General features: G+C 47.1%; 15 protein-coding genes. All 15 read left to right on the top strand.

Annotated elements, in window-relative coordinates:
* Positions 1 to 23: 23 nt before the first annotated feature.
* The 15 genes from trmFO to KJS65_RS12305 all read left to right on the top strand — a co-directional run bounded on the left by trmFO (position 24) and on the right by KJS65_RS12305 (position 13,821).
* Positions 24 to 1,370: an FADH(2)-oxidizing methylenetetrahydrofolate--tRNA-(uracil(54)-C(5))-methyltransferase TrmFO gene (trmFO, locus tag KJS65_RS12375; RefSeq protein ID WP_213650070.1), complete on the top strand. Its 1,347-nt coding sequence runs from the start codon at positions 24 to 26 to the stop codon at positions 1,368 to 1,370.
* Positions 1,371 to 1,384: 14 nt separating this feature from the next.
* Positions 1,385 to 1,927, top strand: a complete 543-nt coding sequence (hslV, locus tag KJS65_RS12370; protein ID WP_136604695.1) for an ATP-dependent protease subunit HslV — start codon at positions 1,385 to 1,387, stop codon at positions 1,925 to 1,927.
* A 17-nt stretch (positions 1,928 to 1,944) separates the two neighbouring features.
* Complete coding sequence (gene hslU, locus KJS65_RS12365) at positions 1,945 to 3,348, top strand: ATP-dependent protease ATPase subunit HslU (RefSeq protein WP_213650069.1); 1,404 nt, start codon at positions 1,945 to 1,947, stop codon at positions 3,346 to 3,348.
* Positions 3,349 to 3,875: 527 nt separating this feature from the next.
* Positions 3,876 to 4,283, top strand: coding sequence for a flagellar basal body rod protein FlgB (gene flgB, locus KJS65_RS12360; protein WP_136604697.1), 408 nt, complete (start codon positions 3,876 to 3,878; stop codon positions 4,281 to 4,283).
* 6 nt (positions 4,284 to 4,289) lie between these two features.
* A complete protein-coding gene (gene flgC / locus KJS65_RS12355) occupies positions 4,290 to 4,745 on the top strand; it encodes a flagellar basal body rod protein FlgC (RefSeq protein ID WP_213650068.1) in 456 nt (151 codons plus the stop codon).
* A 41-nt stretch (positions 4,746 to 4,786) separates the two neighbouring features.
* Complete coding sequence (fliE, locus tag KJS65_RS12350; protein ID WP_213650067.1) at positions 4,787 to 5,098, top strand: flagellar hook-basal body complex protein FliE; 312 nt, start codon at positions 4,787 to 4,789, stop codon at positions 5,096 to 5,098.
* Between the two features lie 38 nt (positions 5,099 to 5,136).
* Positions 5,137 to 6,711 (top strand): flagellar basal-body MS-ring/collar protein FliF, encoded by a 1,575-nt coding sequence (gene fliF, locus KJS65_RS12345; protein ID WP_213650066.1) that lies wholly within the window; start codon positions 5,137 to 5,139, stop codon positions 6,709 to 6,711.
* Positions 6,712 to 6,722: 11 nt separating this feature from the next.
* A complete protein-coding gene (fliG, locus tag KJS65_RS12340) occupies positions 6,723 to 7,739 on the top strand; it encodes a flagellar motor switch protein FliG (protein WP_136604701.1) in 1,017 nt (338 codons plus the stop codon).
* Positions 7,732 to 8,580: a FliH/SctL family protein gene (locus KJS65_RS12335; protein WP_213650065.1), complete on the top strand. Its 849-nt coding sequence runs from the start codon at positions 7,732 to 7,734 to the stop codon at positions 8,578 to 8,580. The genes fliG and KJS65_RS12335 overlap by 8 nt, the downstream gene beginning before the upstream one ends.
* Positions 8,567 to 9,886: a flagellar protein export ATPase FliI gene (gene fliI / locus KJS65_RS12330; RefSeq protein ID WP_213650064.1), complete on the top strand. Its 1,320-nt coding sequence runs from the start codon at positions 8,567 to 8,569 to the stop codon at positions 9,884 to 9,886. Before KJS65_RS12335 ends, fliI begins: the two co-directional genes overlap by 14 nt.
* A 9-nt stretch (positions 9,887 to 9,895) precedes the next feature.
* The gene (fliJ, locus tag KJS65_RS12325; RefSeq protein ID WP_213650063.1) at positions 9,896 to 10,339 is read left to right on the top strand and encodes a flagellar export protein FliJ; all 444 of its coding nucleotides are present in this window, start codon (positions 9,896 to 9,898) and stop codon (positions 10,337 to 10,339) included.
* Between the two features lie 46 nt (positions 10,340 to 10,385).
* Complete coding sequence (locus KJS65_RS12320) at positions 10,386 to 11,315, top strand: MotE family protein (protein WP_374706155.1); 930 nt, start codon at positions 10,386 to 10,388, stop codon at positions 11,313 to 11,315.
* 39 nt (positions 11,316 to 11,354) lie between these two features.
* Entirely contained in the window at positions 11,355 to 12,839 is a 1,485-nt protein-coding gene (locus KJS65_RS12315) for a flagellar hook-length control protein FliK (RefSeq protein ID WP_213650062.1), read from the top strand.
* Positions 12,840 to 12,856: 17 nt separating this feature from the next.
* A complete protein-coding gene (locus tag KJS65_RS12310; RefSeq protein WP_213650061.1) occupies positions 12,857 to 13,441 on the top strand; it encodes a flagellar hook capping FlgD N-terminal domain-containing protein in 585 nt (194 codons plus the stop codon).
* Positions 13,438 to 13,821 (top strand): TIGR02530 family flagellar biosynthesis protein, encoded by a 384-nt coding sequence (locus KJS65_RS12305; RefSeq protein ID WP_213650060.1) that lies wholly within the window; start codon positions 13,438 to 13,440, stop codon positions 13,819 to 13,821. Before KJS65_RS12310 ends, KJS65_RS12305 begins: the two co-directional genes overlap by 4 nt.
* Positions 13,822 to 13,892 lie beyond the last annotated feature (71 nt).

The raw sequence follows: 13,892 nt of genomic DNA, 5'->3' as shown, positions 1-13,892 counted from the left end.
TAGAAGCTTAGGAGGTAATGGATTTGACAGAAATAAAACAGGTAACCGTCATCGGTGCCGGTCTGGCGGGCAGCGAAGCTGCCTGGCAGATCGCAAGCCGCGGCGTTCCCGTGAAATTATATGAAATGCGCCCTGTTGTAAAAACACCTGCCCATCACACGGACAAGTTCGCTGAGCTGGTGTGCACGAATTCACTGAGAGCCAACGGATTGACGAATGCTGTTGGTGTGCTTAAAGAAGAAATGCGAATGCTGAATTCCATTATCCTGGGATCAGCTGATAAAAATGCGGTTCCCGCGGGGGGCGCCCTCGCTGTAGATCGTGATGGATTTTCGGGGGATATCACCGATATTCTTCATAACCATCCATTGATTGAGGTTGTAAATGAGGAAATTCAGCATATACCTGAAGATGGGATTGTTGTCATCGCGACGGGTCCTCTGACTTCACCTTCACTCTCCGCGGAGATCAAAGCATTGATGGGAGAGGAATACTTCTATTTTTATGACGCAGCCGCGCCGATCGTGGAAAAAGATTCGATCGATATGAGCAAGGTATATTTGGCGTCCCGTTATGATAAGGGCGAGGCGGCTTACTTGAACTGCCCGATGAATGAAGAAGAGTTCGATGCATTTTATGAAGCACTCGTATCGGCCGAAGTGGCCCAGCTGAAGGAATTCGAAAAAGAGGTTTACTTCGAAGGCTGCATGCCGATTGAAGTCATGATGCAACGCGGCAAGCAGACCGCGCTTTTTGGCCCGATGAAGCCTGTAGGCCTGGTGAATCCGCACACAGGTACGCTTCCGTACGCAGTTGTTCAGCTTCGTCAGGATAACGCAGCCGGAACGCTGTACAACCTGGTTGGCTTCCAGACTCATCTCAAGTGGGGTGAACAGAAACGTGTATTCTCCATGATTCCAGGCCTTGAAAATGCCGAGTACGTTCGTTACGGAGTTATGCACCGGAATACATTTATTAATTCGCCGCGACTGCTGAAGCCTACATACCAGCTGAAAACGAATGAGAACCTGTTCTTTGCCGGTCAAATGACGGGTGTGGAAGGATATGTCGAATCGGCAGCATCCGGGCTCATAGCGGGAATTAATGCCGCTAGAAAGGCCAAGGGAGAGGAACTTGTCGTTCTTCCCGAAACCAGTACGATCGGCAGCATGGCACATTATGTCACGAATGCAGATCCGGAACATTTCCAACCTATGAATGCGAACTTCGGTTTGCTGCCGGGACTTGAAAAGAAAATCCGCAACAAAAAAGAGAAAAATGAGGCACTCGCTAACCGTGCTTTGGCAAGCATCACTGAATTTGTAGATTCGTTTGGTGTATCTGCAGTACAGGCAGGAAGTCTAGATTAGGAGGCTTGACAGGTATGGAGATGTCATTTCATGCAACGACGATTTGCGCCGTTCGCCACAATGGAAAGGCGGCTATCGCCGGCGATGGCCAGGTGACGTTCGGTGAGAATATGATCATGAAGCAGACCGCCAAAAAGGTTCGCCGGCTCTATAGAGGCCAGGTCGTCGCCGGCTTTGCCGGTTCTGTGGCGGATGCCATCACGCTGTTTGAGAAGTTCGAAGGCAAGCTGGAGGAGCATCATGGCAATTTGCAGCGTGCCGCTGTGGAGCTTGCCAAGGATTGGAGATCAGACCGCGTCCTGCGCAAGCTGGAAGCCCTGATGATTGTCATGGATAAAAGCGGAATGCTGCTGATCTCCGGCGGCGGCGAAATTATTGAGCCTGATGATGATGTTCTGGCGATTGGATCCGGGGGCAATTTTGCTCTGTCTGCCGGTCGTGCGCTTAAACGTCATGCGCAGGATCTCGAAGCGAAGGATATCGCACGTGAAGCCCTGAAAATCGCTTCCGAAATTTGTGTTTACACCAACGGAAATATCATCGTGGAAGAGCTGTAAAAGCGAGGGGGATGCAAATGGATAACCAGAACTTGACTCCGAGACAGGTTGTTGCCGAATTGGATAAGTATATCGTCGGTCAAAAACAGGCGAAGAAATCCGTAGCCGTTGCTCTACGCAACCGCTATCGCCGGAATCTCCTTCCAGATGATGATCGCGATGAAATCGTACCTAAAAATATTCTTATGATCGGGCCAACAGGTGTCGGTAAGACCGAGATTGCCAGACGTCTGGCGAAACTGGTAAACGCGCCGTTTGTCAAAATTGAGGCTACCAAATTTACGGAAGTCGGATATGTTGGCCGTGATGTGGAGTCGATGGTCCGTGATTTGATCGAAACCTCCATACGTATGGTGAAAACGGAACGCACGGAAAAAGTGAAGGACCGTGCGGAAGAGCTTGCGAATGAGCGGATTGTTCACATTCTCGTTCCATCAGGCGGAAAAAACAAGAATCAGCGGAATCCGTTTGAAATGATTTTCGGAGGCGGCAACAATAATCAACAGGAGCCGGAAGAAGACAAAGAGCAGGACAGCTCAATCGTCGAACGCCGCCGCCAAATCAAATTCAAGCTGCTGTCGGGCGGCTTGGAGGATGACCTGATTGAGATTGACGTAGAGGATAACACGCCGAACATGATGGATATGCTTGCCGGCCAGGGCAATGACCAAATGGGCATGAATATGCAGGAAATGTTCGGAAGTCTGCTTCCAAAACGGACCAAAAAGCGCAAGCTGCCAATCAAGGAAGCCCGTAAAGTACTGACTCAGGATGAAGCCACCAAGCTGATTGATATGGATGATGTTATTGCAGAATCCATTTACCGTGCTGAGCAATCCGGTATTATCTTTATCGATGAGATCGACAAGGTAGCGAGCCAAGGCAAAGGATCGGGCCCTGACGTGTCCAGGGAGGGCGTGCAGAGGGATATTCTGCCAATTGTCGAAGGATCCACTGTGATGACCAAATACGGCCCAGTAAAGACGGATTTCATTCTGTTTATTGCGGCCGGTGCATTTCATGTCGCCAAGCCTTCGGATTTGATTCCGGAGCTTCAGGGACGATTCCCGATCCGTGTCGAATTGACCAGTCTTTCACTGGATGATTTTGTCTCGATTTTAACGGAGCCGAAAAACGCGATTACGAAGCAGTATAAAGATCTGCTCAAGACCGAAAATATTGAAATTGAATTTTCACAGGATGCAATTAAGGAAATTGCCAAGATTGCCGCTTCCGTCAATGACAGTATGGAAAACATCGGAGCCCGCAGACTTCATACCATTCTGGAGAAGCTGCTTGAGGATCTCTCCTTTGAGGCACCTGAGCTGACACTGGAACAGATGACCATTACTCCGGAATATGTGCGTGAGAAGCTCGCTGGAATCGCCCAGGATCGGGATTTGAGCCAATATATCCTATAAGATTAAACTCAATGCTTGTATTTTCACGATACAGACTGAGTTTGGTTGCAGTTTGTTTTGCATGATAAACACAAATAGCCCGATCAGAAGCCTAAAGGCATACATTCTGATCGGGTTATTTAGCTAAAAAGGCGGAAATTTGAAAATAATTTTATAAAGACAGAGTGATTTCATGATAATTGCTTTCGCAAATCTGAAAAACCGGGACTATTAGGATTTGGTTTTGGCGAAAAGTGGCGATGCGAAAGCCCGATATGAACCTCTAATCCCTTATCCCGAGCAGTTTTAGGAATATCTTAACAGAAAATAAGAAAAAAGCCCTCCTTTTACCCAAAAGATAGGGCTTTTTTCTTATTGTAATATGACCCAATCTTTAAGAAACTTAGGATATATGACAAGATAGTAAAATTTTCTACTTAAGACCTAGAAATATTGTTGATTTTGATTTCTTTTGTCGAAAAAAACAAGATTTAGAAAACCGCAGTATAAAAATCTTTATATAATATATGGAAAAGGGGGACAGCAAAATGGATCTGTTGAACAGTACCAGTTTTCAGCGTATGGAGACTGGCCTGCAAGCGGCAAACCTCAGGCAGAACGTCATTTCCAACAACATCGCGAATGAAGAAACACCTTATTTTAAACGGTCGGAAGTGTCGTTTGAAAATCTGCTGCAGCAGGAAATGAATGGAAACACGCCCCAACTGCGGGGGAAGGTTACAAATCCCCGGCATTTTGTTATAGGTCCTATGAGCTCGATACCTGAGCCGGTCGTTACTGTGGATCAATCCACAGCTATGAATAATAACCTTAACAATGTTGATGTCGACAGTGAAATGGCCAATCTGGCAGCGAATCAAATTCAGTATAATTCTTACATCCAGCAAATGAATGAACAAATCAAAATGATGCGTGTAGCCGTAGAGGGGAGATAAGGTTAAATGAATTTGAACAGCAGCTTTGGCATCAGCGCATCAGGTCTGACAGCTCAAAGACTCAGAATGGATGTTATTTCTTCTAATATAGCCAATGCCGAAACGACGAGAGCGTCAGTGGTTAATGGACAAGCCGTTCCTTACCGACGTAAAATGGTCGTTTTTTCTCCGAATGAATCCAATTTCGCCAACATGCTGCAGGCACAAATGGGCGGCGAAAATACTTCTCCGGCCCGTGGCGTAAAAGTAACGGCGATCCAAGAAGATTCAACTCCCTTAAAACCTGTATATAACCCAAACCATCCAGACGCAAATGCTGAAGGATATGTATATATGCCCAATGTAGACCTCACCAAAGAAATGGTAGATATGATATCTGCTTCTCACTCTTATAACGCCAACGTAACTGCATTGAACGCTTCGAAAGCCATGGTCATGAAGGCTCTGGAAATAGGACGTTAGTTCCTTTTATTTAAATTAAAAATATGCTAGGAGGGACATTAATGATTCAAAACACCATGTTTTCCACTCAAGCTACACAACCGCTGAAGATGCTGGAAGGCAGCAAAAGCAGCGAGGCAACACCTTCTGAATCGCTTAGCAAATTTGGTTCTTACCTGGAAGATGCCATCAGCCAGATTGCGGATCAAGAAAAAGCGTCCGAAGAGATGAGCAACAAATTCATGCTCGGACAGGTAGACGTTGACCAGGTAATGATTTCCTCAGAAAAAGCGCTTTTGAGTCTGCAGCTTACGTCTCAAGTCCGCAATAAGGTCATCGAGGCCTATCAGGAAATCATGCGTACGCAAGTATAACCGTAGATTGCTAAGATTCGGGTAGGGTGGGTGACGTTGTGAATGAAAGAATCGCCCAATATAAGGACAAGATCGTCCAATATTGGAATCAGTTCAGCAAAAAACAAAAAACAATATTTTTCTCTACACTTGCTCTAATCATCATTGCTATTGTGGTGCTGACCATGCAGCTTTCCAAAACGGAATATGAGGTCGCGTTCAAGGATTTAAATTCCAGCGACTCTGCAGGCATCATGAATTATTTAGATACGAACAACATTCCGTATAAGCTGGGTTCCGATGGTAAAACGATCTCTGTACCGAGTACGCAAGCCGCCCGCATCAAAGTGGATGTTGGCTCCCAAGGAATTGTTCAGAATGGTTCGATTGGATTCCGGGCTTTTGACTCTTCTTCATCAATAGGAACAACAGACAGTGAGTTCAATGTCAAATACAACAACGCCTTGAACGGTGAAGTTGAACAGCTCCTTACACGGATGAACGGTATTTTGGAAGCAAAGGTTCTCGTAACGCTGCCCAAAGAAAGTGTGTTTGCCGGAACGGATGATCAGGAAAAAGGGAATGCTTCCGTCGTGCTGAAATTTAAGCCGGGATATCATCCGAATCAGGAAACAGTCGATGGATATTTCAACCTCGTCAAAACAGCAGTGCCGAATTTGCCGATTGAGAATATCACGATGATGGAGGGCGACACTGAGCTGCTACCGTCATCAAGAGGCGGGCAAGGTACATTAAGCAGTTCAGTAGAAGAAAACTTCGCGCTGCAAAAGAAATTCGAAAATGAGGTTCGCCAAAATGTAAGACAGTTTCTGGCTCAGTTCATGGGTCCGAATAAGGTAGACGTCCTGGTTGTCTCCAAACTGAATTTTGATAAAGTTCAAAGCAAAGAAAACATGGTTACCCCTGTGGATGCCGAAAATATGAAAGGCATCGAAATCAGCGTGCAGGAAATTTCCAAGAATTATACAGGTAAGGCTAATCCGGACAGTGGTGTGGCAGGCACAGGACAATCCCAAGTTCCAACCTATCCAAGCGGTTCATCGACCGGTGATGTGACTTCCGAGGATCTGTCGAAGACAGTGAATTACGAAGTGAATCACATAACTAAGGATATTATATCCAGCCCTTATTCTGTAAAAGATTTAACCATTAATGTGGCCGTTGAACCACCTACCGGACAAAAAACGGTAGATCAAACAACAAAAGATGCCATTCAAAATATTTTGGTGAATATTGTCAGAGCGTCCCTTGCAGATTCAGGTGCTACATATACAGACGCTGACCTGGCTAAAAAAGTTTCGGTTTATTCGCAACCATTTGGTGGAGAAGTAACCCAAACGAAAGGTTTGAATCTTTCCAAAGGAGTTCTTTGGGGCATCGGTATTGCCGCGCTCGCACTGCTTGCAGGCGGCGGGTTCCTGATATTCCGCCGACGCAAACAAAGAGAAGAGATGGAAGAGGATCTTCCATTGCCGGCTCCAACAGAGTTCCCATCCATTAGTTTGGAAAGTGTGACGAACGAGAGTCAGGTACGCAAACAGCTCGAAACGCTGGCGAAGAAAAAGCCGGAGGAATTTGTCAATCTACTGCGTACATGGCTTGCTGACGAATAGAGGTGAATCCAATGGTAAAACCAAACAGCCAGGGTTTAAGCGGGCGGCAAAAAGCGGCGATCCTGCTCATTACCCTGGGTCCGGAAGTTTCGGCTCAAATTTTCAAACATCTTAGAGATGAGGAGATTGAGCAGCTGACCCTGGAAATTGCAAATGTCCGTAAAGTAGATAGTGTGGAAAAAGAAATGATCCTGTCAGAGTTTCATCAAATCTGCCTGGCTCAGGAATATATATCGCAGGGCGGCATTAATTACGCCAAGGAAATATTGGAGAAGGCCCTTGGATCTCAGAAAGCGCTCGAGGTTATTAACAGGTTGACAGCAACACTGCAGGTTAGACCTTTTGATTTTGCTCGTAAAGCGGATCCAAACCAGATCTTGAACTTTATCCAGAATGAGAATGCACAAACTATTGCGCTCGTTCTGTCCTATCTGCAGTTTGAACAAGCAGCGGCCATATTGTCTTCCCTTCCTCAAGATAAACAGGCGGATGTGGCAAGAAGGATTGCTGTGATGGACAGTACATCGCCTGAGGTCATTTCACAGGTAGAGAAGGTGCTGGAACAAAAACTGTCAGCTACAGTAACTCAAGACTACACCAATGCAGGCGGTATCGAGTCGATCGTTCAAATTCTGAATGGCGTCGACCGCGGTACCGAGCGTACGATCCTCGATTCGCTCGAGATTCAGGATCCGGAGCTTGCTGAAGAAATCAAAAAACGGATGTTTGTGTTCGAAGATATTGTCAATGTGGACAACCGTTCGATTCAGCGGATCATCCGCGATGTGGAAAGCGCAGATCTGCAGCTTGCTTTGAAAGTGGCAAGCGAGGAAGTGCGGGATGTTATTTTCCGGAATATGTCCAAGCGCATGTCCGAAACCTTCAAGGAAGAAATGGAATTTATGGGACCGGTACGGCTGCGTGATGTTGAAGAGGCACAGACCCGCATCGTAGGCACGATCCGCAGACTGGAAGAAGCTGGTGAGATTATTATTGCTCGCGGCGGAGGGGATGACATCATTGTCTAATTTGATTAAATCTTCCCAGTATGTGCCTGTTGAAATGTTGAAAAAGCTGGATTTAGGGCATCGATATGCTTCTTCTGACGAGAATGAGGAGTTGGAAGAAGAGAACGCAGAAGAATTCAAAGAAATTCAAGCGGATGAGGAATCCAAACGTCTTAGCAAAGAAATGCTTGAGGATGCGCGTGAATTTGCTGAACGCCAGGTACGTGAGGCTTCTGATGAAGCGGAACGTATTTTGATGGAAGCAAATGAACAAATTGACGGCTGGTGGCAAGAACGCAGACTGCAGGATGAGCATCTGGTGGAAGCTCTAAAATCTGAAGGATATGACACGGGATATCGTGAAGGATCCGAGAAGGTTCTTGCAGATTTACAGGAACAGATTTCTCAGATGATGGAAGAGGCTCAGACAGTACTAAAACAGGCGTATCTGATGAAAGAACAAATTATTCAGGAAGCCGAGCCGTTTCTGGTTGAACTAAGCTGTGCTATTGCCGAGAAGGTCATTGATAAGCAGCTGACTTTAGAATCGGATTACGTCATCGACTTGATCAAGAGCAATTTATTGCGCAAGCGGGAACAAGGTGTGATTACCCTGTGCGTGGCTCCAAAGTATTTCTCATTTGTTCAGGCAGCCAGAGAGGAGCTCGGGGCTGCGATCGATTCTCAGGCTGAGCTGCAGATAATACCTGATTCCACGGTTCATGATCGTGGCTGCGTCATCCGATCTTCTTTTGGAAGCGTGGATGCAAGAGTTGATACGCAGCTGACCGAGATTAAGAAGGAGCTAATCCGGATCGCACTGGATGACGAGGAGCGTAGAGACCAGGATGAAGATGCTTAACAGCGGACGATACATGGAGCATCTGCGGAACATAGATCCCGTTAGAGTGAACGGCAAAGTGACCCAGGTCATTGGGCTGATGGTTGAGTCTGAGGGGCCTGACGCGAGTGTTGGCGATGTATGCTACATTTATCCGACAAAAGGCGCAAAGCCGCTGCAAGCCGAGGTAGTCGGGTTTCGGGACAATAAAGTACTGCTGATGCCGCTTGGTGAGCTGCAATCCATTGGCCCGGGCTGCGATGTGGTGGGTACTGGCAAGCCGCTGAGTGTTCAGGTGGGCTCCGAGCTTTTGGGTAAAGTACTTGATGGACTTGGAAAACCGCTTGATGGATCACTGATTCCGACGCGGATGCCTTACAGCTCCACATATAATGAACCTTCCAATCCCTTGAATAGGCCGCGAGTGAAGGAACCCATCAGCATCGGAGTAAGAGCTATCGATGGTTTGCTAACGATTGGCAAAGGACAGCGGGTTGGTATTTTCGCAGGTTCCGGTGTTGGCAAAAGTACACTTATGGGCATGATTGCCCGGAATACGTCTGCAGATGTTAATGTAATCGCACTGATTGGTGAACGTGGACGAGAGGTGCTGGATTTTATCGAGAGAGATCTTGGACCGGAAGGGTTGCAGCGCTCCGTAGTTATTGTCGCAACATCGGACCAGCCGGCGCTGGTGAGAATTAAAGGGGCTTTGATCGCAACGACCATCGCGGAGTATTTCCGCGACAGGGGCATGAACGTCATGCTAATGATGGACTCGGTAACCCGCTATGCCATGGCGCAGCGCGAGGTAGGGCTTGCTGTTGGAGAGCCGCCAGCGATGAGAGGTTATACGCCTTCGGTATTCGCGAGTTTGCCCAAGCTGCTGGAACGTGCCGGAACAGGACCAACGGGTTCTATTACCGCTTTTTATACGGTCTTGGTAGATGGTGATGATATGAACGAGCCGATTGCCGATGCCGTCCGCGGGATATTAGACGGACATATCGTGCTTAACCGTAACATTGCCAACAAGGGACATTTTCCCGCAATTGATGTTCTCGCAAGCATTAGTCGGGTGATGAAAGACATTGCACCGGAAGAACAAATTGAAGCCGCCGATAATTTGAAACGTCTGATGGCGATTTATAAAGACTCGGAGGATCTAATCAATATCGGCGCATATCAACAAGGCTCCAACGAACAAATCGACGAGTCGATCGATAACATTCAGCAAATCTGGGAATTTACCAAACAAAAGGTGAATGAAAAGGTGACACTGGAACAGGTGCAAGAACGTTTGATTTCCGAATTTTCAAGGAGATGACCTTAAGGTATGAAATTTCAATATGCGTTCCAAAAAATCGTGGACTTGAAAAGTAACGAGAAAACACAGGCTGAGTGGATGCTATCAAGCGCAATCGGAAGATTGCAAGCCGAGGAGAAGTCACTTGGCGAGCTCATGGATAACAGGGAACGGATGGCGAACGAGCTTCAAGAGGCCGCTGAGCAAAAAGTTCCGGTTTCGAAAATTCGGGAATTTCAAATGTATGTGGAGCATCTGGAACAGTGCATCGAGAAAAAGCATACCGATGTGCAGCATGCAAACGTCAATGTTGAAATGAAAAAGGATCAGCTTTCCCATAAGGTACTGGATGAAAAGGTTTGGCTCAAGGCGAAGGATAAAGCCAAAGATTCTTTTCAGCAAAGTATGCTCCTGAGGGAACAGAATGAATTGGATGAAATGGCAACAGTAAGGTTCGCCATGAAAGCTAGATAGATGAACCGGATAGAAACCAAGCTGTTGCCTCGGGGGTGGATTGATTTTGGCAGAGAATGATTTTGAGGTAGAGAAGGAGTCTGCAGGGGGATTTGAGAGGTTTCTATTCTTCATGATACCGATCATTTTTACGATAGTCCTACTCGGGGTTCTTCTGACCTTGTTTAATGTAAATGTCCGTAACAATATGCTGGAATGGGCCCAAAAAATTCCAATCGTCAAAACCATGGTACCAGATCCTGTTAAGGATCCTGAGAAAACCAAGCTTCAGGATGCTAAGGATCAGGTCAAGAGCGCAAATGCCACGATTGATGAGCTAAAAAGCAAGCTGGCATCCCAGGAAGCAAACCTTCAGAAGGCGAAGGAAGAGAAGACGCAGCAGGAGCAGAAGCTTAAGGGTGTTCAGGAACAGCTGGATTCTGCGCAAAAATCAGCAGAAGAAGCAGCTGCTAAAGGAACGGAGACTGACGCAGACCCTTATGAGAAGCAAATCAAGGATCTTGCCAAAATGTACGCCGACATGAGCCCGAGCAAAGCAGCGCCGATCATGCAGAATATGACGACAGAAGAAATGGTTCAACTGCTTAGTGTGATGAAGAACGATAACAGAATGGCGATTTTGGCTAAAATGGATCCCAAGGTTGCTGCTGATGTGAGTATGAAGCTCAAAGATGCGGTTTCCTCGAGTGATTTGGCTATTGCGGCTTTGCAGTCGCGCATAGATAAGGATACGGGAGATAAGCAGGCGGCTTCAGCCTCTGGACTGGACAAGACTCAGATCAGCCAAACCTTCGCGAGTATGCCGGCCAAGAGTGCCGCGGGTCTGCTGTTATCGACTTATAAAATTTCACCGGAAAAAGTATTGACTATTCTTAATTCCGTGGATGATTCTACCCGATCTGGAATACTTGATGCCATGAGTACACAGGATGCCAAAACGACCGCTATTATTTTAAACAAACTGATGAGCAAATAGTATTTTAGCCGATCTTCTATTGAAAGGAGGTGAAAAAATATGAGTCTGTTATTTCAGAATATTGCAGGAGCAAGCGGTGCAGGCAGCAAGACAACGGCTGCAGGCGGTAAACAAGCAGCCGGAACAGCTGCTGCGTCAGACGCAAGTGCTTTGGTAGGGACAGGTACATTCAACCAGTCGCTGACCCAAATGATGACCGGTGACGGAACACAGCAAAATGCTGCCGCCATCATTGGTGCAGGTACGCTGCTGGAAGGCTTGATGAAGCTTGCTGCGTTAAGTACATCTTCTTCTGGAGAAGAGGGCAATGGTGATGGACAGGATGCGTTGAACATTCTGCAAAGCATGCTGGGCGATACAGATAAACTGGATGAGGCTGTTGCGACAGACCCGGGCCTGCTTGCAGCGCTTCAGGGCTGGCTTGGGCAAATTCAGAATCTTCTGAACCAGGATACTTCAGCGGGCAGCGAGGCATTGACGGCGAATGGAGAAGCATTAACAGGTCCACTTACCGAAAATCCGGCAACGATCCGCTTTGTAGTACAGGACGGTTTAGCCCAGCTTGTTTCCATGCTGCAAAAGACGGATGGAACCGGCGATGCTCCGCTCGAGGCTATGAAGCTATTACAGTCGTTCCAGGATATTCTGGGTAATGCATTTCCTGCACAACCGAAACAAACTGCCTCCGGACAAGCAAATGAGGTTTCGCAGGTAAGCCAAGCGAAATCGGATTCTTCTTTATCTGGAACCGAAGTGAAGCGTTTAAGCACGTTACTGGATTTCATACAGCAAAACGAGAACACAACGGTCATTAAGAACATCCAGACGACGCCTTCTCTTCTATCCAAAAGCACTGTATCCGAGGCTTCCGTAAGCACGCTGTTTAAAGGCGAGCAGGGGACAGCCGGCGGAGAGCAAGCAGCAGCTGTGGACAAGCAGGAACCCGTTAATGATATCTTCGGTACACAAAACACGATGACGGCAGGCCAACTGGCGATGAGGCAAGGAATTAATTCATCTGTGAAAACAGCCGCGGCTCCAGTACCCGTTGAGAAGTTTTCCGAGGAAATGACTGGATTTGTCGTGAGTAAGCTGGATTTCGTTAAGCAGCAGGGAGTGTCTGAGGCACGCATAACGCTATACCCTGAAAATCTGGGGCAAGTGGACGTCAAGCTGACAATGCAAAATGGACAGCTCGTCGCTCAGTTTACGACAGAACATGCAGCGACTAAGGATTTGCTTGAACAACAGATGAGCCAGCTGCGCTCTTCACTGCAAACGCAGGGAGTACAGGTCGAAAAGCTTGTAGTCAGTCAAAACCAGTCGCTTCAATCGCAAATGTATCATGATGGCCGTCAGCCAAACTCCGGTCAACAGCAGCAGTCAAACCGCCGCTCCAAGGAAAGAGAAGCACAATCAGATGATGCTCTGAAGATCGCTGAGATCGGAGAAGAGCTGAACGATTGGCTGGCTGGACGACAAGAAGAGGCGCAAGACGGAAATTCATTTATGGCAAAAGCTTAAAATGGAGGTGAAAAAAGATGGCTGATACTTTTTCAACATCGAATATTTGGCCTAACTACTCGGCTTCAAACGTTGCCAAAGCAAGCACGAAAACACAGAGCTTGGGTAAAGACCAGTTTCTCAGCATTTTGATAACGCAGCTGCAGAATCAGGATCCGATGCAGCCAATGGAAGACAAAGAGTTTATCGCTCAGATGGCTCAATTCTCATCCGTAGAGCAGCTCATGAATATTTCGAATCAGATTACCGCCATGGGCCAATCGCTCGGTAATGTTTCAGGATTGATCGGTAAAGAGATTACCTGGAAGGATGAGGGCGATGCGGAGAACGGCGGTACGGCACAGCTGAAATCAGGAATTGTAGACTCCATACTGGTCAAAGACGGTGTCCAATATGCGTCAGTAGGTTCAGTAGCGATTCCTTTGACCAAAATCCTTGAAATCAAGGAAGCGTCAAAAGAAGAAACGGTTCCACCTGCGGATGAAACTAATCCTGCAGAGAATCAAAATACGATTCCTGTTCAAGACCCGGCTGGAAACAGTGCTGAGGGGAACACAGGTAGCGCAGGAACGGATGGAACTGGAAGCGGTGAATCTATATGAGCGAACGTTTGACCATCGGGCAGCTGTATCCCTCTAAGATCCACCCGGCAGCTCAGAATGCAGCCCAGCGGAGTTCGCAGCAGGAATCATCACAAACCTCTTTTAACCAGATTTTTAAGGACGAGCTGCTAAAGTTCAGCAATCATGCAGCCAAGAGGCTCGAACAAAGAGGAATAGAACTAAAGGGCGAACAGTTAGCCCGGATCCAGAGTGCGGTTGACAAGGCTGCCGCCAAAGGAAGTAAAGAGTCGCTGATATTAATGAAGGATATGGCGCTTATCGTAAATGTGGCAAACCGTACGGTTGTGACGGCAATGGATGGAAATTCCATGAAGGATAATGTATTTACTCAAATTGATAGTGCGGTTGTCATTTCTTGACCTGGCTGGCCCGACAGGAGAGCCAGTGGACTGCTGATCGACAGATGCGGTCCATGACCTATAGAGGAGGA

It is taken from the genome of Paenibacillus sp. J23TS9 (assembly GCF_018403225.1).
Classification (GTDB): domain Bacteria; phylum Bacillota; class Bacilli; order Paenibacillales; family Paenibacillaceae; genus Paenibacillus_AQ.
The sequence above is the reverse complement of the archived record's forward strand: the minus strand, read 5'-3'. Positions and strand labels throughout refer to the sequence as shown.

What these genes read in the sequence shown, in the direction of transcription:
- fliI (WP_213650064.1), top strand. Translation starts at nt 8,567, where the DNA reads ATGAAGATGCTTAACAGCGGACGATACATGGAGCATCTGCGGAACATA.
- hslV (WP_136604695.1), top strand. Translation starts at nt 1,385, where the DNA reads ATGGAGATGTCATTTCATGCAACGACGATTTGCGCCGTTCGCCACAAT.
- fliJ (WP_213650063.1), top strand. Translation starts at nt 9,896, where the DNA reads ATGAAATTTCAATATGCGTTCCAAAAAATCGTGGACTTGAAAAGTAAC.
- fliG (WP_136604701.1), top strand. Translation starts at nt 6,723, where the DNA reads ATGGTAAAACCAAACAGCCAGGGTTTAAGCGGGCGGCAAAAAGCGGCG.
- flgC (WP_213650068.1), top strand. Translation starts at nt 4,290, where the DNA reads ATGAATTTGAACAGCAGCTTTGGCATCAGCGCATCAGGTCTGACAGCT.
- flgB (WP_136604697.1), top strand. Translation starts at nt 3,876, where the DNA reads ATGGATCTGTTGAACAGTACCAGTTTTCAGCGTATGGAGACTGGCCTG.
- fliE (WP_213650067.1), top strand. Translation starts at nt 4,787, where the DNA reads ATGATTCAAAACACCATGTTTTCCACTCAAGCTACACAACCGCTGAAG.
- KJS65_RS12310 (WP_213650061.1), top strand. Translation starts at nt 12,857, where the DNA reads ATGGCTGATACTTTTTCAACATCGAATATTTGGCCTAACTACTCGGCT.
- hslU (WP_213650069.1), top strand. Translation starts at nt 1,945, where the DNA reads ATGGATAACCAGAACTTGACTCCGAGACAGGTTGTTGCCGAATTGGAT.
- KJS65_RS12305 (WP_213650060.1), top strand. Translation starts at nt 13,438, where the DNA reads ATGAGCGAACGTTTGACCATCGGGCAGCTGTATCCCTCTAAGATCCAC.
- KJS65_RS12315 (WP_213650062.1), top strand. Translation starts at nt 11,355, where the DNA reads ATGAGTCTGTTATTTCAGAATATTGCAGGAGCAAGCGGTGCAGGCAGC.